The sequence below is a fragment of the Streptomyces sp. NPDC101490 genome, from assembly GCF_044767145.1.
Classification (GTDB): Bacteria; Actinomycetota; Actinomycetes; order Streptomycetales; family Streptomycetaceae; genus Streptomyces.
This window is the reverse complement of record NZ_JBIWNI010000001.1, coordinates 335,182-355,143: the sequence shown is the minus strand read 5'-3', so window position 1 is coordinate 355,143 and position 19,962 is coordinate 335,182. Positions and strand designations below refer to the sequence as shown.

The window sequence follows — 19,962 nt, the reverse complement described above, 5'->3', positions numbered from 1 at the left end:
CGTGCCACGCGAGCATCCGCACCGCCCGAGCATCCGCTGAGTACCCGCACCACCGAGAAGCCGCACCGCCCGAGAATCCGCACCGCTGTGCATTCGGCACCGCCCAGAAAGGCGTCCCGTGACCTTGCCCCCTGATGTCCGCCCCGCCCCGGAAGCCACCCCGGAGCCCCTCGCGTACCCGTTCTGGACGAGCGACGGACTGGGTCTGCCCGAGGGCTACGGGCAGCTGCGCGACGGGCCCCCCGTCCGTGTCCGGCTGCCGTACGGGGACGAGGCCTGGCTCGCGACCAGCTACGAGGACGTCCGCGCCGTCCTGTCGGACCCCCGCTTCAGCCTCGCGGAGGCCGTCCGCCGCGACCAGCCCAGGATCGGCCCGATGCCCCGGGCCGGCGGAGGTCTCATCGCGCTCGACGCCCCGCACCACACACGGCTGCGCACGCTCCTCGCGAAGGAGTTCACGGCCCGCCGGATGGAGCCGCTGCGCGGCCGGGTCCGTGAGGTGGCCGACGGGCTCCTCGACCGGATCGTGGCGGCGGGCCCGCCCGCCGACCTCGTGGAGGACCTCGCGTTCCCCCTGCCCATGACGCTGATCTGCGAGATCGTGGGCGTACCGGAGGCCGATCAGCCGGGACTGCGGACCTGGGCGGACACCGTGTGTTCCGGCAGTGTGACCCCCGAGGTGGTACGCCGCCACGCGCAGGACTTCTTCGGCCGTATGAACGACTGGGTCGAGACGCGCCGCAGGACCCCCGCCGACGACCTGATCACCGTCCTGGTCAGGGCCGCCGATGAGGGCGCCCTGACGGCGGACGAGCTGATGGGTCTGCTGAACGAGGTCCTGATCGGCGGCTTCGTCACCACCACCAACCAGATCGCCAACTTCTTCGCGGTCCTGCTGCTCCCGCGCGAGGCGGGCGGTGGCGGCGCGGAGCTGCTCACGACGCTGCGCGAGCGGCCCGAGGTGATCCCCCGCGCGGTCGAGGAACTCCTGCGGCTCGTACCGCTGCTCAACGGTCTGACCCTGCCCCGGTACGCGGAGGAGGACGTGGACCTCGGCGGGGTCCTGGTGCGGGCGGGCGAGCCGGTCGTGGTCTCCCAGGCGGCCGCCAACCACGATCCGGTCGCCTTCCCGTCCCCCGACCGCATCGTGCTCGACCGGCCGGGCACCCCGCACATCAGCTTCGGACACGGCATCCACTACTGCCTGGGTGCCCATCTGGCCCGCCTGGAACTCCAGACGACCCTGGAACGCGTCACGGCCCGCCTGCCCGGCCTGCGCCTGGCCGTCCCGGAGAAGGAACTGCGCTGGCGCTCGAAGGAGTTCTTCAGCGGCCTGCGCTCCCTGCCGGTCACCTGGTGAGCCACGGGGGAGGCGGGCCGAGGCGGCTCGCGCGATGACGTGGAGTGTCGGGGTCGGGTCGGCCCCGGCCGCCGGCACACCGTACGGACCCGTGCCGGTCACGGCCGGGCCGTACGGTGCCCGCGCCGTACGCCGTGACCGGGGCGGGGCCGGTCAGCCGCGCAGGCGGGCGGCGAGTGTGGCCAGCCAGGCGCCCGGGGTGTACGGCGCCGGGGGCTCGACCTCCGCGCCGAGCGTCACCAGGGCCAGCGCCAGGCCGTCCTCGTCGAGGCCGAGGGCCAGGAGGTCGTACAGCTCCCCCGTCACCTGGGCGACCAGGCCCGGATCGGTGCCGTCCAGATAGTCGGCGAGCGCCGCCTCGTGATCGTCGTACTCCTCCGGCATGTCCTGCGTGAACCAGCCCCCGAGCAGTTGCGCCAGCTCGGGGAAGCGGGCCCGCCACTCCCAGGGGCTCTCCGGCGCGCCGGGCGGTGGAGCCTCGCCGTTCACCAGGCTCGCGTCGAGACGGTCGGCGAGGCCCGTGAGCCAGCCCCGGATCTCCTCGGGCGGCAGTCCCACGTCGGGCAGCCGGTAGTACTCGCCGAGCCGCAACCGCAGCCGCCCCGGCGGATTGTCGGCGTAGACCCGCAGTTGCTCCGCCGCGACCGCGATGGCCCAGGGCCGGGTGCGCCAGGTCTGCCGCAGATAGCCCGTCACCGCCTCGGGCGCGTGCGGACCGACACCCAGGTGGGAGCGGACGACCTGGTCGAGCTCGCCGTACTTGCGGTCGTGCTCGGCGGGGTTCAGGGACACGGAAGCGGCCTCTACAGGACGATGGGCAGGGAGGAGTGCACGGTGAAGGGAGGCCCGCCGGGCCCGCCGGATCCGGTCCGGCGGAGCACGACCCGGACGGCGCGCACCGGGACGGGCTCCTGGCCCGCCAGCGCCATCCCGTTGGTGAGCAGCGTGCCCACCGGATCGGGCCGTGAGGGCCAGGTGGCCTCGATGACCAGTCGCCGCCGGGTGGACTGGGCGAGCCAGCGGTGGATGAGCTGCTCGTTCAGCTCGATGGCCTGCTGGGTGGCCCACCGGGCGGTCGCCCGGTCCGGGAAGGTCGCGGCGCGGTCGGCGCGCGCGCGAACGGGTGGCGCGGGCGGTTTCGTCAGGTCGGGGGTCGTACCGGAAGTCATGTCAGGCCCCGCCCCAGCCGCGCAGGGAGGCCCGCTGGGCGGCGGAGTAGTTGGCGTGCCCGGTCGCGGCGATGGCGTGCAGCCATTTCTGCGCGGCCTGCAGATCCTCCATCTGCCGGTCCCAGCGGTCGAGTTCGTCGACGAACGCCTCGCGGGCCTCGCCCTGCCAGGCCAGGACGACCGGCACCGCGCGTTCGTACAGCGCGGCCAGGCGCTCGTTGAGCGACTTCACGATGTCCTCCAGGTCGCCCGCCATCTCGCGCAGCGCGACCAGGTCGACCGTGATCGAGCCGTCGTCGTTCATGTTCCCCCTGCCTCACGGGTGTTCGTGTTCGGGCGTACGTTCAGATGTCGTGGATCCTGCTGGTCGGCGCCGTCCCGCCACCACCGCCCGGCGCCTCCCCGGACAGTGCTCGTACCTCCGCGTCGACGTCGACCCCCTTCGACTCGGCCCGGAAGCGCCGCAGGGCGTCCAGCTCCTGCCGGGTGAACCCGTCCCGGCTCATCCGGACCGCCTCCGCCAGGACGCCGAGGATCTCCCGGACCCGTACGGCGTCCGCACCGGCCTCCCGGTGCAGCTTCCGGTACGCCGTCGCCGCCTCGCTGCGCCATCGCGCCTCGGCCCGGTCGACGATCGCGTCCATCCTGCGCACCTGTCCGTCGATGTGCGTACGCATGGCGTCCAGGTCGTCGGCGAGACACTTCAGGTCCTCTTCCGTCACGGCGAGGTCGGGCTGGTGGGGCATCGCGGTGGCTCCTTCCGTGACGGCGGGGGGTGGGTGGGGTGGTGGGGCGCCGGGTCAGTGCTGCTCGGCGAAGTGGGCGTGGACGGCGGCGAGGAGGAGCCTCAGCCGGGCGTCGGTCACCGACGGCATGACGGGTGCGAAGGCCGCGTCGAGTTCGGCGGGCGAACGGAACATACAGAGGAGGCGCTGCGCCTGGCCCGCGAGATCGGCGATCCTGTCGTGGCAGTCAGGGTGGTCCATGGCGACCAGGTCACGTGCCTCCGCCTCCGGGTCGATGCCGTACTCGCCGGTGGGCAGCTGTGACGCGAACTCGTTGACGACGTCGAAGCGGGCGAGTGCCTCCCACTGCGAGAGCGGAAGTTCGTCATACCCCGGGGCGACGCCGAACCAGGGGTCGCGGACGAGTTCCGCCAGGGAACGCAGGAAGGCGTCGGCGGGTTCGTCACCGGCCGCGCGGGCGAGCCGGTCCCGGAACACTGCCGGTCTGGTGGTGAACCGCTCCGTGCCGCACTCGTCCGCGAGGCCGTCGAGGAGCGAGGCCACCGCCTCGAAGGGCATGACCCAGGCGATCGTGTGCGAGTCCCGCATCAGCCGGGAGAACCGCTGGAGTTCGTCCTCCAAGGGGGCGGCCCCCGGGTTCCGCGAGGCAGCGGCGAGGCCGACGAGGCGGGCCAGCACCCCGCTGGTGAGGAGGGCGTCAGTCGGTTCGGTCACCTGACGCATGTTAGGGGGCCTTCGGGTAGGCGGTCAGCACGTAGAAGGACTTCGACTCGGGCGAGTAGGCGAGGACCACGTGCACCGTGTGCACGTTCTTGGGCTGGGCCGAGAAGCCCGACGCGGAGAAGTCCGCCTGGCTCACGGAGGTGCCGACGGCCACCGCCTGCCCGTTCGCGTCCGTGACGGGGAAGTCCCAGGCCTTGACCGACCCGGGCTTGAAAGTGCCGTTGGCCACCTTCTGTTCCTGGTTGCGCATCCAGGTCTGCAACTCGGACGCCTTCGCTGGTTCGTTCACCGCGGCCTGTACGTACCGCTCGGCGGACGGAAGGTCACGGAAGGTCGACGCGTCCGCGCCGCCCTGGTCCCGCAGCCGGTGCATCAGCTGCTCCGGGGTGAGCCCGATGTGCTTGTCGATCGTGTGGGCCTCCTTCCCGGGCCTCAGCGCGTCGGGCGGCGGTGGCTGGAAGTCGTTGCGCTCCCATTCCATGGACGCGAGGTCGATGCCGAAGCGGTTGTTCGGGTCCCGGGACTGTTCGTTGAGGGGGACGATCGACCGGTCGAACTCGAAGAGCGAGCGGGCGCCGAACGCTTCCGCCCGGGCCGACTGCGACTGGAAGGTCGGCACCGCGCGGGCGGCCTCGCGGAGCGGCTCCAGGAGGTTCTTGACCTCCTGCGTCTGGGTGCGCAGCGCGGTCTCGTAGGTGTCGACGGCCCGGTTGACGGCGTCCGTGTCGATGCTGAGGAGGACCGCGGCGCCCAGCCCTTTCCACAACTTCTTGAGGCGCTCGAAGAAGTTCGTGAAGAAGTCCTTGGCGTCGGTGAGGTCGAGGAGGGCCAAGGCATCTCTGATGGCCTTGTACAGGATCCCGCGCAGCTCCGTGCGGACCTTCTCGGCGGCTTCCGCGTAGGACCGGATCGTCTGGGCCAGCATCTGGGCGGTGGTGCTGAGGACGCCGAAGACCGGGAGGCTCGTGCCCGCGCCGGTCGGCGGCGTGTGTGCCCATGCGTAGCCCGACGTGTTCTGTCCCCAGGCCGTCGTGCCCCACAGCGACGACACGAACTGCAGCATCGCCCCGTGCCAGTCCCCGTTGGAGTGGTCCGTGATGGCGTCGACGGTGCTGGTGAGCTGCCCCTGGATGATGCCGAGGCCCGTCTGGTACGGGAGCCAAGCCTGGGAGAGCTCGTTGACCCTGAGGTAGTTGGGGAGCGGGAGGATCTCCAGCGCGCGGCCGGTGCGCAGTGCCTCCTCGATCACGGTGCGCATCAGGGAGCCGGGGATGTCTCCGTCGTCGAAGATGTCAGCGAAGTCGTCGACGGCGTTGCCGTCGCGGACGCCGAACGGTGGCGGGGGCGCGTACACCGGCGGTGTGGAGATGACCTGGGGCGGCGGTTGCGGTGTGAAGGGCGGGTTGAAGGGATGGGTGGCCGCGTCCGCCTGCCGGAAGTTGTCGGCCGTGGTACTGAAGCCGACCGCCGCGCCGCCGATGGCGACCACCGCTTTGCCGTGCACCTCGATGAGCAGGGCGAGGACCGCGGCGTACTGGGCGGCGAACTCGACCGTGACCGTGCCGGATCCGCCGACCTTGGAATAGCCGGAGTGGACGTCGAGGAACTGTGCGAGCGCCCTGTGGAACGACTGCTGCTCGACGGCGAGGGCCGAGGAGACCTGATACAGGTGCGAGGGCTGTACGTCGAATCCGCCGGGTGCCGTCCACGGGTTGCTCACGGCGGGCGGGGGCGTCGGCGGCAACTGGGCGGGTGGAGCGGGGCCCGGTGGGACCGGCGGATCGTTCGGGGCCGGCGACGGCGTCGGCTGGGAGCCGGACGGACCTCCGGGTTGTCCGGACGGTGGCGGTGGACTGGCCCCGGCGGTCGGTGACGTGGTGGGCTGGGGGCTTGAGCTCGGGCTGGTGCTCGGCGACGCGGTACCGGTCGGGCTCGGCATGGGCGTACTCACCGGGACGTCCCGGCCGTGCCGCACGTCGCGCTCGGCACACCGGAGTGCGTGTGTGTGGCCCGTTCCCGTCCCATGAGCCCCCCCGACTCCGTCAGACTGTGGCCGAAGCTAGCAGGGTGGTGCGTCAATTCACTTGAGCCGTAGCAGAGTTGGCCTGAAGAAGTCGTAGGTGGGTCATCGGTCCCGCCGAGCCGGTGGTGAACTCCGGTGGACGACCGGGCGATCGGGGTCCTGGCCGCTACGGGGGCACGGACCGGGGCGCGACGGCAGGGGGAACAGTCACGGTCGGGGGCACGGCCTGGCGACGCACCGGGCTGCTGCGGCGCCTCGGATCCGGCGGGTGAGCGGCACCCGGAGCTCCGGGGTGTACCGGAGTGACGGAGCATGGGGCGGCCTGATGCCGGGGGGGTGCGGCTGGCCCCCGGCGGCTGGAGGCTGGAGGGATGGTCCGCGTTCCCGCCGGACGCGCCGGCCCAGGGGCGGGTTCTTCCCGGGCGAGGGCGGCAGCCGGGTGATGTCGTCGCGGTTTCGGCCGGTCAGGGACGCGGTGAGCGGGATGCCCTGCCCGTCGGCACAGTGTGGCGCGTACTTGCCCGGACGTGCTCGGCCGACCGGTCTGGGGCCACTCCAGGCGCCGCCGAGCCGCCCTGCCATGGCCCGGACCGATCGCCGTCCCCGACCTGTCCGGCCGCCGCGCCGACCGGAGTCCTGTTCAGCGGGGCGGCAGGGGGCCGGGCCCACCCGCCGGGCCGGTTCCCCGCGTTCGGCCGACGGTCACACGGCCAACGGCCGCCGTGAACGTCCTGTCAGCCTCGGTCCCCCGCGAGCAACGCCCAGACCTCCAGGTCCTGCCGCGCGCCGTTGAACGCGAAAACCTCACGCAGCGTGCCCTCGTACCGCATTCCGAGCCGTTTCGCCACGGCAATGCTCCGCTCGTTGGCCGGTGTCACCCGCCATTCCACCCGGTGCATTCCGCGCACCCGAAGTGCCCAGTCGGCGAGATACTCGGCGGCGCGTGTGACGAGGCCCTTTCCCTGGACGTCCGGGGAGAGCCAGACACCCATTTCGCACACGCCGGTCGGCGTGTCGAAAATACGGAACAGCGCCCCGCCCTCCATTCTGCCGTCGACCCAGATGCCGAAGATCCGGCCGCCGTCCTGACTCTGCGTGTCCGCGTACCGCTGGAGAAACGTGCGGGCGGATTCCGCGTCCACGACGAAGTGCGCCCAGGGCAGCCACGGCGCGAGATGCGGCCGTACCCGGGCGACGTACTCGGCGAATTCTTCCGCCTGCCACGGTTCCAGTGGGCGCAATTGGGCGGAGTCTGTCAGGTCGTGGCCGAAGAGTGTCACACGAGCCTCCTTCGAGTCGGATCCGGTTGCCACGACGGGCAGATGACGCGCGCCCGCCCCTCCGGTGAACGCTGCCCAGCCTAGGTGAGCGCCGACGAGCCCGCTCACCTGGGCAGTCCGGGATGCCCGTTTCACCGGTCCGCATGATGATGCGCCGCACAGGTATGCGATCACGGTTCATTGATCCGCGCTCCTCGCTCATCACACGATGTGGAGGTCGGAAAGCGAACGCGGCCGAAAACCTTCGAAGGCCGTCGACCGAAACGGAGAACGATGCGTACCCACCGGTTAGTCAAGTCCACGGGATTGGCCGTCTCGGCCATTTTCCTCGCGACCGCTCCGGCTGTCTCGGGTGATCTCCTGGCGGGTGCCGGTTCCCTGGCCGAGACGACCGGCCGGAATGTGGCGGACCACGGCTGGGGCCGGTTCATCGGCATCGAGCCCGCGGCGGAGGACGGCCTTCTCGCCCTCGCCGGCGGAACCGAGGACCACGGCTGGGGATGATCCGGTCCCGTTCGACGCACAGTTGCTTTCGATTTCAGCGGAGAGGCAGGAAATGACGGCAGTCGGCGTGCACCACGTCGTGGCTCAGTGGGTCGAGCGGGCGCCCGACGTCTGCGCGGTACGCGAACCGGCGGGCGGCCGGGCACTCTCGTACCGGGAGCTGTGGCGGCGCTCCGGCTGGCTGGCCGCCGAGCTGGCCCGCCGGGGTGTCGGCCGGGGCGATCTCGTACCGGTCGCGCAGGACCGCTCGGTCGACCTGATCGTCACCTTCCTCGGCATCCTGCGCTGCGGCGCCGCCTACCTCCCGCTCGACGCCCTCGCCCCCACCGGGCGGCTCGCCGACATCGTGCGCGAGTCCGGCTCACGGGTGATCGTCCGCGCTCCGGAGACCCGGCGGGCCGACACGGGCCGCTGGTCCGAACTGTCCTCCTGGCTGCCCGAGGGCGTCGAGCCGCTCGACCAGCCCGAGCACGACCCGGGTCTGCCGGTGCCCGCGCCGACGGGTGACGCCGACGACCCGGCCTACGTCAACTTCACCTCGGGTTCGACCGGCCGCCCCAAGGGTGTCGTCGTCCCGCACCGGGCCGTGCTGCGGCTCGCCCTCAACGCGCTGTTCTGCACGGTCGAACCGGGCGACCGAGTGGCCAGTTCCGCCAATCCGGCCTTCGACGCGACCACCTTCGAGGTGTGGAACGCGCTCTGCGGCGGCGCGACGGTCGTGGTCTTCCCGTCCGTGACCGAGCTGGCGATGGACGAGTGGACCGCGCTGATCCGTACCGAGCGGATCGACGCCATGTTCCTCACCACCTCGCTCTTCCACACGGTGGCGCGCGAGAGCGCGGACGCCTTCTCCGGCGTGGGCACCGTCGTGGTCGGCGGTGAGCAGCTGGAGCTGGGCGCGGTGCGCAGGGTGCTGGCGGCGCGACCGCCGGGGCGGCTGGTCAACGGCTACGGCCCGACCGAGACGACCACCTTCGCGGCGTACTTCGACTGCACCGAGGCGAGCCTTTCGGGTCTCGACCGGGTGCCGGTCGGCTTCCCGCTCCAGGAGACCTCCCTGCACCTCCTGGACGCGGAGCTGAACGACGTGCCGGCCGGTGGTACCGGTGAGCTGTGCGTCGGCGGGCCGGGTGTCGCGCTCGGCTATCTCGCCCGCCCCGAGCTGACGAAGGACCGCTTCGTCACACTGCCCTCGACCGGTGCGCGGATCTACCGCACCGGCGACACCGGCCGCCTGCTCCCGAGCGGCGCCGTCGAGCTCTTCGGCCGCACCGACCGGCAGGTCAAGCTGCGCGGCTTCCGCATCGAGCTGGAGGAGATCGAGCGGGCCGCGACGACCGGCGGCCTCGCCGACGCGGCCTTCGTCGAGAAGACCGGGGACGGCGCCGCCGCCACGCTCGTCGGCTTCGTCCTGCCCTCGCCCGAGGCCGACGCGGGGACCGGCCGCGCGGAGCTGCCCGCCGCCCTCCACCGGCAGCTCGGCGAGACCCTGCCGAGCTACATGCTCCCGTCGCGCTGGCTGGTGCTCGACCGGGTCCCGTTCGGCTCGACCGGCAAGGCCGACCGTACGCAGCTGCTGCGGCTCCTCGACGCGCCCGCCGCGCCGCCCGGCGGACCGGCGCCGGAGGTCTCCACCGGCACCGGCCCCGACGCCGTGCCCGGCCACGCCCCGGCGCTCGCCGTGCTCCAGGACATCTGGCGCGAGGTGCTCGGCACCGAGTCCGTGGAGCCGACCGCCAACTTCATCGACCTCGGCGGCAACTCCATCCTCGCCATGCAGATGACCGTACGGGTGAGGGAACGCCTCGGCGTCCGGGTCGACGCCGGTGCGGTGCTGCTGACCGACAGCCTCGACGAGCTGGCCGCGCATGTGGCCTCGACCTCCCTGGCGGGCGCCTCATGACCGGAAACCGGCCCTCACCGCTCTCCTTCGCCCAGGAGCGCCTGTGGTTCGCCGACGCCACCTCGCCGGGCAACCCGACGTACAACGTCCCGTTGTTCTTCCGCGCCCCGGGACCGCTCGACCCCGAGGTCCTCTCCCTCGCCCTGGGGGCGGTGGCCGGGCGGCACGAGCCGCTGCGCACCGTCTACGGCCTCGTCGACGGCCGCCCGGTGCAGGAGGTGCGCCCGGCCGAGCCGGTGCCGGTCGAGGTCGTCGACCTCACCGGTGAGCCGGAGGCGGCGAGCCGGGTCGAGCGGGAGGCACGGGAACGCGGCCGGGCGCCCTTCGACCTGGCGACCGGTCCGCTGGTGCGGTGCACACTGTGGCGGGGCCTGCCCGAGGGCGACGCCGTGCTGCTGACCATCCATCACATCGCGGTGGACGGATGGTCGTTGGCACCGCTCTTCGACGACCTGGCCCGCGCCTACGAGGCGGTGGCCGCCGGAGATCCGGCGGAGCTGCCCGCGCTGCCGACCCGTTACGCCGACTTCGCCGCGCTCGAACGCGCTGCCGAGCACGACGCGGCGAACGTGCGGGCCCTGGACGAGCGCGTCGCCGAGATGCTGCGGGTCGCCCCCGGCCTCCGGCTGGCGGGCCGCGCCGACCGGACGGCCCTCCCGGACGGCACCCGGTCCGGCGAGCAGCTCACCGTCACCGTCCCGCCGCAGGTCCGCGGCCGGGTCGAGGAGTTCGCCCGCGCCCTGCGCGTCACTCCGTACGTGGTGCTCACCGCGGCCGTCCAGACGGTCCTGCGTCGCTGGTCGGGCCGTGACGACTTCCTGCTCGGCACGATGACGGCCAATCGGGACCACCCGGGCCTCGAGGAGGCCGTCGGCTTCTTCGTCAACAACACGCCGCTGCGCTGCCGGATCGATCCGGCGGACTCGTTCCGGGGCCTGTGCAAGGCCACCCGCAAGGAGGCGTTCCGCTCGCTGTCGCACCAGCGGGTGCCGTTCGACCGGCTCACCGCGGCCGTGGCCGCCGCGCACGCGGCGGGCCGTCGGCCGCTGGTCGAGGTCGGATTCGTCTACCAGAACGCGCCTTCGCCCCGGTCCGGCGGCAGCGGCTGGACCGCGCCCGCCGTCCTGGGGACCGGGACCGCCAAGTTCGACCTCCTGCTGATCCTCGAGGACGGGCCCGCCGGTCTGGACGTCACCGTCGAGTACGACACCGAGCTGTACCGCCGATCCTCCGTGCGGGCCCTCGCCGAGGGCGTGGCCGCGCTGCTCGACGCGGCGGTCGCGGATCCGGACGCGCCGCTGGACGCGCTGCCGGAACTGCCGGGCCAGCCACGGGCCGACGAACTGCCCCCGCCGCCCGAGCCGGTCACCCACACCACCGTCCCGGACGGCGGCCGAGCGGCCGACGCGCCCCCGACGCCCGGTGCGGCGCTCGGTCCGGCACTCGGCGGAGCCGAGGCCGAGGCAGCCGAACTCTTCGTCACCGCGCTCGCCCAGCGCGGCGGGCTCGGGCCCGTACCCCCGGCGGCGGCGCTCACCGCGGACACCGACTTCTTCGCGCTCGGCGGGCACTCGCTGCTCGCGGTCAGCATGCTCGCCGAGGCCAAGCGGCGGCACGGACTCGCCGTCTCGCCGCGGGCCTTCCTCCCACGGCCCACGGTCGCCGGTCTCGCCCGTCTCCTCACCGAGGCACGGGCCGCCGGGGTCACGCCCGAGCCCGCCGAGCGGCCCACCGCGCCGCCCGCCGGCGGGGACACCGAGACGCACCAGGCCTCTCCGGTGCAGCAGCGCTTCTGGTTCCTCGACCGGCTGCCGTCGCTGCGCTCCGCCTATCTGATCCCCACCCTCGTCGAGTACGCCGGAGCCGTCGACCGCGATGTCCTGCGCAGGGCCGTGGACCTCGTCCTCACCCGCCACCCCGCGCTGTCCTCGGTGTTCTGTCTCGACCGGCGCAAGCGCCACGTCGCCTACCGCACCACGGCCACTCCGGCTCCGGTCGAGGTCACCGACGCCGCGAACTGGCATCCCGACCGGCTGCGCGGCAGGCTGTCCCAGCTGTGCTGGGCGCCGATGGACCTCGCGCGGGAGGCGCCCGCCCGCGCCGAGATCCTCGGATTCGGCCCCGACCGGACCGTGCTCGCCCTGGTGGTCCACCACATCGTCGCCGACGGCTGGTCGCGCGACCTGCTGCTCGCGGAGATCGGCACGGCCTACCGCGCCCTCTCCACCGGCGCCACGCCCGTACTCGCCGAACCCACCCACCCGGCCCGCCTCGGTCCGGCCGCCCCCGCGCGGGAGCGGGAGCAGGCCACCGCGCTCCTCGAACACCTCGACGGCGCGCCGAACGACATCGCGCTGCCGCACGACTGGCCGCGAGCCGAACTCCAGTCCACCGAGGCGGTCTCGCTGACCGCCCGACTGCCCGAGAAGACCGCCGCCCGGCTGCGCGCCGTGGCCGCCGAGGTCAACGGCTGCACGCTCTTCATGACCACGGCGGCACTGCTCGCCGTGGCCCTGGCCCGGCGCGGCAGCCAGCGTGACTTCCTCTTCGCCTTCCCGTGGGCGGGCCGCGAGGAGCCGTCCGCCACCGAGGCGATCGGGATGTTCGTGAACACCCTGATCCTCCGGCTCGACCTGCGCGGCGAACCCACCTGGCGCGAGCTCCTCAGCCGCGTCAGGGAGAGCTGCTCCGTCTCCTACCGGCACGCCGACGTGGCCCTGGACGTCCTCGCCAACGAACTGCACAGCGACCGCGACCTCAGCAGACCCGCCCTCACCCCGGTGTTCCTCAGCGCCCGGAGCGGCGACACCGGACCGGCCGCCCTCGCCGACGGCGTCGGTGCCCGGCTCCTCCCGCTGGAACCGCTGCACATCAAGTACGAGCTCGAACTCGTCGCCACCGAGGCCACGGAGGACCAGCTGGACCTCTGCCTGGCGTACGCCGTCAACCTCTTCACCCGGGACACGGCCGAGACGCTCCTCAGCGACGTGGTCGCCGCCGCCGAAGACCTCGCCGCCGCCCCCGACTCCCACCCCTTCACCAGGAGCATCTCGTGAACAACACCGTGGCCACGACCCCGCTCAGCGAGGCCGACCTGCTCGACCGGGTCCGGCAGGCCTGGGCCGACGTGCTCGACCTGGACAGTGCCGATCAGGTACCCGAGGGCGTCAACTTCCTTGAGGCGGGCGGCAGTTCACTGCTGCTCATCATGCTGTGGGAGGAGCTGGAACCGCTGACGGAACGGACCTTGAAGGTCTCCGACCTGTTCCAGCACAGCACCGTCAAGGCCCAGGTGGCCCTGCTGGCCGACACCTCCGGCGCCGAGGAGCGGCTGACCGACCTGGGCGCGCGCAACCGCGCCGGCCTGCTCGGCCGCGCGCGCCGCGACCAGAGCGTCTCCGAGTGAGCGAGGGAACCCGGACCATGAGCAACGCCACCGACATCGCCGTCATCGGCATCGGCCTGCGCTACCCCGACGCCACCACTCCCGAGGAGTTCTGGCGCAACATCGACCGGGGCGTCGTCTCCATGCGCGAGATGTCCCCGGAGCAGCTGAAGTCCTCCGGTGTCAGCGAGGAAATGCTCGCCGACCCCGCCTTCGTCAGCGTCGCCACCTCGCTGCCCGGCGTCGAGGACTTCGCCTCCCCGTTCTTCGGCTACCCGCCCCGCGAGGCCGAGACCATCGACCCGCAGCAGCGGATCTTCCTGGAGGCCTGCTGGGAGGCGCTGGAGAGCGCCGGGCACCCCGCGAGCAAGAACGGCCCCGTCGTCGGTGTGTTCGCGGGCAGCGCCGCCGGAAACTACTCCGCCGCCCTGCTCGCCGCGAAGGCCCGTGAGTCCGGGCTGCGCGCGGCCGTCGACGACCTCGAACTCACCGTCGGCGGGCAGGCCGACTTCATGACCTCGCGCGCGGCCTACAAGCTGGGACTGCGCGGCCCCGCCGTCAGCCTCCAGACCGGCTGCTCCTCCTCTCTGTACGGTGTGCACTACGCCACCCTGAGCCTGCTGTCCGGCGAGTGCGACATCGCCCTGGCAGGCGGCGCGACGGTCCTCGAACCCTTCCGCGGCTACCGCCACCAGCCCGGCGGCGTCCTGTCCGAGGACGGCTACTGCCGTTCCTTCGACGCCTCGTCGACCGGCACCACCTACAGCTCGGGCGTCGGCGTCGTCGCGCTGCGCCGCCTCGACGACGCGCTCGCCGACGGCGACAACGTGCTCGCGGTCATCCGGGGCAGCGCCGTGGGCAACGACGGCGGCGACCGGCTCGGATTCATCGCGCCCAGCCCGCGCGGTGTCGCCGACGTCGTCGCCGCGGCCCTCGGCACCGCCGGGGTCGGCGCGGACAAGCTCCGTTACGTGGAGGCGCACGGCACCGCGACACCGGTCGGCGACAACATCGAACTGATCGCGCTCGACCGGGCGTTCCGCGCCAGCACCGACAAGACCTCGTACTGCGCGCTCGGTTCGGTGATGTCCAACATCGGTCACACCGGTCCGGCCGCCGGCATCGCCGGTTTCATCAAGGCCGTGCACGTCGCCCGCACCGGCAAGATCCCGCCGCACCCGACCTTCGAGCGGCCGCGCGACCCGGGCATCCTGGACGAGAGCCCGTTCTTCGTCACCACCACCGGCGAGGAGTGCGCCGACGCCGACCGGCACGTCCTGGTGAACTCCATGGGGGTCGGCGGCACCAACGCGGCCATCGTGCTGGCCGCCCCGCCGGAGCCGGTGCGCCCCTCGGCCCCGAGCCGCGCCACCGTGCGCCTCGTGCTGTCGGCCCGTACCCGCGCCGAGCTCGACCAGGCCTGCCGCAGGCTCGCCGACGCCCTCGACGAGGGTGACCTCGACGCCGGGGACGTCGCCCACACCCTGCGGGCGGGCCGGGCCGTCTTCGACGAGCGGCGCGTGGTCAGCGCGCCCCGCGAGCGCCTGGCCGCCGCGCTCCGGATGCCACGGCCGCCCGCCGTGCGGACCGAGCGGGCCGCGGGCCGCCGCCCCGTCCTCGTCCTGCCCTCGACGGACGCCCCGCAGCCGTCGGCCGCGCTCTTGGCCGGTCTGCGGGCCGCACTGCCCGAGCTGGGGGAATCCCTGACGGATTCTCAGGACAGCGTGCCCGAGGGTCGGTTCCCGATCCTCGTCGGTCACGGCGAGCCCGCGAAGGGCCGTCATGTGGTGGCCCTGGCCGACCCGCTGGACGAGGAGGCCCTCGCCGAGCTCCTCGACGACGCGGTGACCACCGCGTGGCTGCACGGCGCCGAGGTGGACTGGTCCGCGCTCGACGGCCGACGGGGCCGCCGCGTCGCGCTGCCGACGTACCCCTTCACCCGCAAGCGTCACTGGGCGCTCGACCACCTCAGCTACGACGGGCCGGTCGCCGCCGCGCCCGCCGTCACCGGCACCGCGTCCACCGCGGCCGAGGGCAGCGTCGAGGCCGGTCTGATCCAGCTGTGGAAGGACCTGTTCGGCCACGAGACCATCGGCCTGGACGACGAGTTCGCCTCGCTCGGCGGCACCTCGCTGCTGTCCGTGCAGCTGGTCCTGGAGATCCAGCAGCGCTTCGGCGTCCTGGTGAACATCCACCGGGCGGGCGGCAGCCAGGCCACCGTCCGCCGCCTCACCACCATCGTCGAGGGCCTGCTGAACGGCGCGGGCCTCGGCGACGAGGAGGTCGACCCGGCGTCCGACGGCGACGGCGCGCTCGTCGACGCCGACCTGCAGATCGCCCTGGAGCCGCTCGCCAAGAAGACCGCGCCCGGCAAGGACGTCCTGCTCACCGGTGCCACCGGCTACCTCGGCGCCTTCCTCCTCGACGAGCTGGTGCGCGCCTCCAAGGGCCGTGTCTACTGCGTGGTCCGGGCCGCCGACGAGGCCGAGGGCATGGCCCGGCTGCGGGCGACGGCCGCCAAGTTCGGGCTGGCCGAGCCCGACCCGGAGCGCGTCCACGCCGTCCCCGGCGACCTGCGCGGCATCGCCGAGGTCTGCGCGACGTACCGAGGCGGTGAACTCGCGGAGCGGGTCGGCCATGTGCTGCACTGCGCCGCCAAGGTCGTCTTCACCGAGCCGTACCGCATGTTGCGCGAGGACAACATCCTGCCGCTGGTCGCGCTGCTGAACTGGATGCGTCCGCTCGGCATCCGTGACATCAGTTTCATCTCCACCGTCGCCGCCACCGCCCCCGCGGGCACCGACGGACGGCTGATGGAGACCCGCGAGCAGCCGCTCGACCCGCAGCTCGGCGGCTACGGCGTCAGCAAGTGGGTCGGCGAGCGGCTCCTGGAGCGCGCCGACCAGGACGGGATGCGGGTACGGGTGTTCCGTCCCGGCCTGATCATGGCCTCCAGCACGACCGGCGCCTGCAACGACAAGGACCTCATCTGGTTCCTGCTCGCCAGCGGCCTGGTGGTCGGCGCCCGTCCGGTCGACGACCGCGGGATGCCGGTCTCCCCGGTGGACGTGCTGGCCCGCGCGGTCGCCGAACTCGCCCTGTCCGGAAAGTCGGTGGGCCGCGCCTACCACCTCGTCGACGAGATCTCGCCGAGCCTGGAAGACCTCTTCGAGGCGCTGGAGGAAGCGGGACTTCCGACCCGCACCGTGCCGCTGACCGAGTGGCAGCGGCTGGTCGCGGAGCGCGCCACGGCCACCGGCAGCAAGGTACTGGCGGCGACCGCCCTCTACGAGATGGAGGGCCACGAGCTGGACGAGGCCGGAGTGCAGGCGCGCGGCTGGCAGCCGTGGCTGCGGAAGGCCGGGCTCTCCCCGCTGGTCACCGGCGAGCAGCTGCGCGGCGGACTGGCCTTCCTGGCCCACCGCACCGAGGACATCGGCTCGCTCCTGCCCGCCTTGGCGGCCGAGGGCGCGGGCACGGGCATCGAGGGGGAGAAGTGAGCGACGACCCGACGCCGTCCGGCGACGAGAACGCCGCCCCGCACCGGCTCGCCGTCATCGGCGCGGGCGTCATGGGCACCGGCATCACCACACTGGCCCTGGGCCGTGGCATCGACGTGATCCTCGTCGACGTCTCCGAGGAGATCCTTGCCAAGGCCCGTACCGCGGCCACCGGGCAGCTGCGGTTCGCCCGGATGATGGGCAAGCTGCCGCGCGAGGGAGCGACCGGCGAGCTGGTCACCACCACCCTCATCGGGGACGTGGCCGGGGCGACCGCCGTCGTCGAGGCCGTCACCGAACTGGCCCCGCTCAAGGCGAAGGTGCTCGCCGAGGTGTCGGCGGTGGTCGCCCCCGGGACCCTGCTGATCTCCAACACCTCGGCCGTGCCGATCGACGAGCAGGCCGACTCGGTGGCCCGGCCGGAGGACCTGGTCGGCATCCACTTCATGAACCCGCCCTATCTGATCCACACCTCCGAGCTGATACGCGGGCCCCGCAGCGGCGAGGCCGCCGTCGCCGCCGCCCAGGTGCTCCTGGAGGCCCTGGGCCAGCGCGGGGTCGTGGTGGGCGACGGGCCCGGCTTCGTGATCAACCGGATCCTGCAGCGCATGATCAACGAGGCCGCCCGGATCGTCGCCGAGGACGTGGCCGACCCGGCGTCCGTCGACGCCGCCTTCGAGGGCTGCCTCGGCCACGCCACCGGCCCGCTGGCCACCGCCGACCTCATCGGTCTCGACAACGTGGTCGACTCCCTGCGCGTCCTGCACGAGCGCACCGGGGACGCGGGCTACGAGCCCTGCGCCCTGCTCCTGGAAAAGGTCGCCGCCGGCGACTTCGGCCGCAAGACCGGCCGCGGATTCTTCGCCTACGGAGGAAGCACGACATGAGCACCCCCACCACTCAGCAGGACGCCACCGGGCAGGGCGCGGCCGGGCAGGACACCGCCGCCATCCGCGAGACGCTCACCGCGTTCCTGGAGCAGCGCACCAAGACCGAGGTCACCGCCGACGTCGACCTGTTCTCCACCGGTCTGGTCACCTCCCTGTTCGCGATGGAGCTGCTGGTGCACGTCGAGCGGTCCTTCGGGGTGCAGGTCGGCGGCCCCGACCTCACGCTCGACAACTTCCGCAGCGTGGACGCCATGACCGCGCTCGTACTGCGGCTGCGGGACGGCGTCGATGAGTGAGCCGACGGCGGGCGGCAATGCCCGCGCCGAGGCGCAGCTGCTGGCCTCCGAGCTGATCGGCGACCGCGCAGACGGCTGGGACCGGTCCGGTGAGCTGCCGCTCGACGTGCTGCGAGAGCTCGGCGGCAAGGGGATGCTCTGCGCCCAGGTCCCCGCCGCGTACGGCGGTCTGGGTCTGAGCAGCGCCGACAACGGCGAGCTGACCGCCCACGTGGGCGCCCTGTGCTCCTCCCTGCGCAGCGTGATGACCTCGCAGGGCATGGCCGCCTGGACCGTCGAGCGGCTCGGCAGCGACGAGCAGAAGGCCGTCCACCTGCGTGAGCTGACCTCCGGCCGACTGGCCGGGGTGGCGTTCAGCGAGCCCGGCGCGGGCAGTGACCTCGGCGCGATGGGCACCACGATCCGCACCGAGGGCGACACGATCGTCCTGGACGGCCGCAAGTCCTGGATCACCGTGGGCGCCTACGCCGACCTGCTCGTCGTCTTCGGCCGCCACGGCGCCGGGGCGGGCGCGGTGGTCGTCCCCACGGACGCACCTGGCGTGACCGTGGAGCGGGTCGCTGACCCGATGGGCTGCCGGGCCGCCGGACACGCCGACATCACCTTCGACGGGGTGCGGCTGCCGGCCGACCGGCTGCTCGGCGGCGCCGGGCTCCCGGTCGACTGGCTGGTGACCTCGGCGCTCACCTTCGGCCGGGTCTCCGTGGCCTGGGGCTGCGTCGGCATCCTGCGGGCCTGTCTGCGGGCCACGGCCTCGCACGCCGCGACCCGGCGTCAGTTCGGCGCGCCGCTCGCCGACCACCAGCTGGTCGCCCGGCACCTGGCCGAGCTGCACGTCGCCCACGAGGCATCGGCCCGCTGCGCCGAGCAGGCCAGCCGCTGCTGGGACGAGAACACCCCCGAGCTGGTCACCTCCGCCGTCACCGCCAAGCACCTCGCCGCGGGGCACGCCGCACGCGGCGCGGCCACGGCCGTGCAGGTGCTCGCCTCGGCGGGCGCCCGGGACGGCGGCCCGGTGGCCCGTGCCTACCGGGACGCCAAGCTGATGGAGATCATCGAGGGCAGCAACGAGATCAGCCAGCTGCTGCTCGGCAAGCACGCCCTGGCGGTGTGGTCATGAGCCGCACCTCAGACAGGGGCGCCAGCGAGACCGGGACCGGCGCGGACACCCGTATCGGCATCGGCGTCGTCCACACCGTCCTGCCCACCGTCCTCACCGCGCCCGTCGACCTGCCCGAGTTCTCCGAACTCGACCCGCAGGCAGCAGAGTTCGTGTGCGGCAGCGGCATCGGTACGGTCGGCGTCCTGGAGGACACGACCGCGGGTGACCTGGCCGCCCTGGCCGTACGCGGTCTGCTGGACCGGCTGGACGGGCTCGCCGGGAACGGGCCCGCCGTTGCCCGGCCCGACACCCTGATGCTGGTCGGGCCGCGCGCCCCCGACGTCCTGCTCGGCTCGGACGCCTGCCGGGTGCAGGCCGAGGCGAAGCTCGACGGCGCCTTCGCCTTCACCCTCGACGGGCTCGGCTGCACCGGGTCCAGCGCCGCCTGGGCGCTCGGCCGTGACCTGCTGCTCGCCGACCCGTCGCGGCAGAGCGTGCTCATCGCCCACGGCAGCCGCCCGACCGGCCTGGACCGGGTCCGGTACCCGGTCACCGTGATCGGTGACGGGGCCTACGCGATGACCCTGGTCCGGGGCGGCCGGCCGGTGCTGCGGGCCCACCGCCAGGAGACCGACGGCACCTTCCACGACCTGTTCCGGGTCGACTACAAGCAGGTGCCGTCCTACGAGTGGCGCGAGGAGTGCTCCTCGGCCGACCGGTACCGCTTCGAACTGGCCATGAACAGCCGGATGCGGCTGGCCCGGATGGTCGACGAGGTGCTCGCGGAGGCGGGCGTCGACAAGGACGCCGTCGCCACGACGCTGATGCAGAACGTCACCGCGAGCGCGTACCAGTTCTACGAGACGCTGCTCGGCCTGCCGATCCATCCGGTGTGCGGCGAGCATCTCGCCGTGTACGGGCACCTCGGCGCCATGGACGTGGTGCTCAACCTCGACCGGCTCCTCGCGCGCGGCGAACTCGCCCCGGGGGACCTCGTGCTCGTGCTCAACAACAGCCCGGTCGCGGCCTGGGCCGTGACCCTGTGGGAGGTGTGACCGTGCTCCAGAACGCCGGGACTTCC

17 protein-coding genes are annotated in these 19,962 nt (G+C 73.0%); 10 read left to right on the top strand and 7 right to left on the bottom strand.

Translation table 11 applies throughout. The features are described from left to right. The first annotated feature begins 118 nt into the window (after nucleotides 1-118). On the top strand, nucleotides 119-1,360 hold the full coding sequence (locus tag ACIRQY_RS01560) for a cytochrome P450 (protein ID WP_403921521.1): 1,242 nt from the start codon (nucleotides 119-121) through the stop codon (nucleotides 1,358-1,360). Nucleotides 1,361-1,513: 153 nt separating this feature from the next. Here ACIRQY_RS01560 and ACIRQY_RS01555 read toward each other — a convergent pair whose 3' ends face one another. The 7 genes from ACIRQY_RS01555 to ACIRQY_RS01525 all read right to left on the bottom strand — a co-directional run bounded on the left by ACIRQY_RS01555 (nucleotide 1,514) and on the right by ACIRQY_RS01525 (nucleotide 7,301). Then, the gene (locus tag ACIRQY_RS01555) at nucleotides 1,514-2,152 is read right to left on the bottom strand and encodes a contact-dependent growth inhibition system immunity protein (RefSeq protein ID WP_403921518.1); all 639 of its coding nucleotides are present in this window, start codon (nucleotides 2,150-2,152) and stop codon (nucleotides 1,514-1,516) included. Nucleotides 2,153-2,163: 11 nt separating this feature from the next. After that, complete coding sequence (locus ACIRQY_RS01550; RefSeq protein ID WP_351791839.1) at nucleotides 2,164-2,529, bottom strand: RNase A-like domain-containing protein; 366 nt, start codon at nucleotides 2,527-2,529, stop codon at nucleotides 2,164-2,166. Nucleotide 2,530: 1 nt separating this feature from the next. Continuing rightward, nucleotides 2,531-2,833 carry a WXG100 family type VII secretion target gene (locus tag ACIRQY_RS01545; protein ID WP_351791836.1) on the bottom strand — a complete coding sequence of 101 codons (303 nt, stop codon included), beginning with the start codon at nucleotides 2,831-2,833 and terminating at the stop codon, nucleotides 2,531-2,533. A 40-nt stretch (nucleotides 2,834-2,873) separates the two neighbouring features. Continuing rightward, the gene (locus tag ACIRQY_RS01540) at nucleotides 2,874-3,275 is read right to left on the bottom strand and encodes a WXG100 family type VII secretion target (protein ID WP_403921514.1); all 402 of its coding nucleotides are present in this window, start codon (nucleotides 3,273-3,275) and stop codon (nucleotides 2,874-2,876) included. 54 nt (nucleotides 3,276-3,329) lie between these two features. Continuing rightward, nucleotides 3,330-3,989, bottom strand: a complete 660-nt coding sequence (locus ACIRQY_RS01535) for a hypothetical protein (protein WP_403921511.1) — start codon at nucleotides 3,987-3,989, stop codon at nucleotides 3,330-3,332. A gap of 10 nt (nucleotides 3,990-3,999) precedes the next feature. Beyond that, nucleotides 4,000-5,718, bottom strand: coding sequence for an RNase A-like domain-containing protein (locus tag ACIRQY_RS01530; RefSeq protein WP_403921506.1), 1,719 nt, complete (start codon nucleotides 5,716-5,718; stop codon nucleotides 4,000-4,002). 1,037 nt (nucleotides 5,719-6,755) lie between these two features. Then, a complete protein-coding gene (locus tag ACIRQY_RS01525; protein WP_403921504.1) occupies nucleotides 6,756-7,301 on the bottom strand; it encodes a GNAT family N-acetyltransferase in 546 nt (181 codons plus the stop codon). 273 nt (nucleotides 7,302-7,574) lie between these two features. Between ACIRQY_RS01525 and ACIRQY_RS01520 the strand changes: the two genes are divergently transcribed. From ACIRQY_RS01520 to ACIRQY_RS01480, 9 genes are read left to right on the top strand one after another with little or no spacing between them, the layout of a single operon-like run. After that, nucleotides 7,575-7,805, top strand: a complete 231-nt coding sequence (locus ACIRQY_RS01520) for a hypothetical protein (RefSeq protein ID WP_403921501.1) — start codon at nucleotides 7,575-7,577, stop codon at nucleotides 7,803-7,805. 52 nt (nucleotides 7,806-7,857) lie between these two features. Next, nucleotides 7,858-9,708: an amino acid adenylation domain-containing protein gene (locus ACIRQY_RS01515; RefSeq protein ID WP_403921498.1), complete on the top strand. Its 1,851-nt coding sequence runs from the start codon at nucleotides 7,858-7,860 to the stop codon at nucleotides 9,706-9,708. Further along, a complete protein-coding gene (locus ACIRQY_RS01510) occupies nucleotides 9,705-12,764 on the top strand; it encodes a condensation domain-containing protein (RefSeq protein ID WP_403921495.1) in 3,060 nt (1,019 codons plus the stop codon). The genes ACIRQY_RS01515 and ACIRQY_RS01510 overlap by 4 nt, the downstream gene beginning before the upstream one ends. After that, on the top strand, nucleotides 12,761-13,114 hold the full coding sequence (locus ACIRQY_RS01505) for an acyl carrier protein (protein ID WP_403921493.1): 354 nt from the start codon (nucleotides 12,761-12,763) through the stop codon (nucleotides 13,112-13,114). Before ACIRQY_RS01510 ends, ACIRQY_RS01505 begins: the two co-directional genes overlap by 4 nt. A gap of 17 nt (nucleotides 13,115-13,131) precedes the next feature. After that, entirely contained in the window at nucleotides 13,132-16,593 is a 3,462-nt protein-coding gene (locus tag ACIRQY_RS01500; protein WP_403921490.1) for a thioester reductase domain-containing protein, read from the top strand. Beyond that, nucleotides 16,590-17,480 (top strand): 3-hydroxyacyl-CoA dehydrogenase family protein, encoded by an 891-nt coding sequence (locus tag ACIRQY_RS01495; RefSeq protein ID WP_351791807.1) that lies wholly within the window; start codon nucleotides 16,590-16,592, stop codon nucleotides 17,478-17,480. Before ACIRQY_RS01500 ends, ACIRQY_RS01495 begins: the two co-directional genes overlap by 4 nt. Then, nucleotides 17,477-17,779, top strand: a complete 303-nt coding sequence (locus ACIRQY_RS01490) for an acyl carrier protein (RefSeq protein ID WP_403921487.1) — start codon at nucleotides 17,477-17,479, stop codon at nucleotides 17,777-17,779. The genes ACIRQY_RS01495 and ACIRQY_RS01490 overlap by 4 nt, the downstream gene beginning before the upstream one ends. Then, nucleotides 17,772-18,899 (top strand): acyl-CoA dehydrogenase family protein, encoded by a 1,128-nt coding sequence (locus ACIRQY_RS01485; RefSeq protein WP_403921484.1) that lies wholly within the window; start codon nucleotides 17,772-17,774, stop codon nucleotides 18,897-18,899. The genes ACIRQY_RS01490 and ACIRQY_RS01485 overlap by 8 nt, the downstream gene beginning before the upstream one ends. After that, a complete protein-coding gene (locus ACIRQY_RS01480; RefSeq protein ID WP_403921481.1) occupies nucleotides 18,896-19,936 on the top strand; it encodes a 3-oxoacyl-[acyl-carrier-protein] synthase III C-terminal domain-containing protein in 1,041 nt (346 codons plus the stop codon). The genes ACIRQY_RS01485 and ACIRQY_RS01480 overlap by 4 nt, the downstream gene beginning before the upstream one ends. The last annotated feature ends 26 nt before the right edge of the window (nucleotides 19,937-19,962 follow it).

Bases quoted from the DNA above. Each gene is read 5' to 3' on its own strand.
- ACIRQY_RS01550 (WP_351791839.1), bottom strand. From the start codon at position 2,529: ATGACTTCCGGTACGACCCCCGACCTGACGAAACCGCCCGCGCCACCC.
- ACIRQY_RS01545 (WP_351791836.1), bottom strand. From the start codon at position 2,833: ATGAACGACGACGGCTCGATCACGGTCGACCTGGTCGCGCTGCGCGAG.
- ACIRQY_RS01540 (WP_403921514.1), bottom strand. From the start codon at position 3,275: ATGCCCCACCAGCCCGACCTCGCCGTGACGGAAGAGGACCTGAAGTGT.
- ACIRQY_RS01520 (WP_403921501.1), top strand. From the start codon at position 7,575: ATGCGTACCCACCGGTTAGTCAAGTCCACGGGATTGGCCGTCTCGGCC.
- ACIRQY_RS01515 (WP_403921498.1), top strand. From the start codon at position 7,858: ATGACGGCAGTCGGCGTGCACCACGTCGTGGCTCAGTGGGTCGAGCGG.
- ACIRQY_RS01510 (WP_403921495.1), top strand. From the start codon at position 9,705: ATGACCGGAAACCGGCCCTCACCGCTCTCCTTCGCCCAGGAGCGCCTG.
- ACIRQY_RS01500 (WP_403921490.1), top strand. From the start codon at position 13,132: ATGAGCAACGCCACCGACATCGCCGTCATCGGCATCGGCCTGCGCTAC.
- ACIRQY_RS01490 (WP_403921487.1), top strand. From the start codon at position 17,477: ATGAGCACCCCCACCACTCAGCAGGACGCCACCGGGCAGGGCGCGGCC.
- ACIRQY_RS01485 (WP_403921484.1), top strand. From the start codon at position 17,772: ATGAGTGAGCCGACGGCGGGCGGCAATGCCCGCGCCGAGGCGCAGCTG.
- ACIRQY_RS01480 (WP_403921481.1), top strand. From the start codon at position 18,896: ATGAGCCGCACCTCAGACAGGGGCGCCAGCGAGACCGGGACCGGCGCG.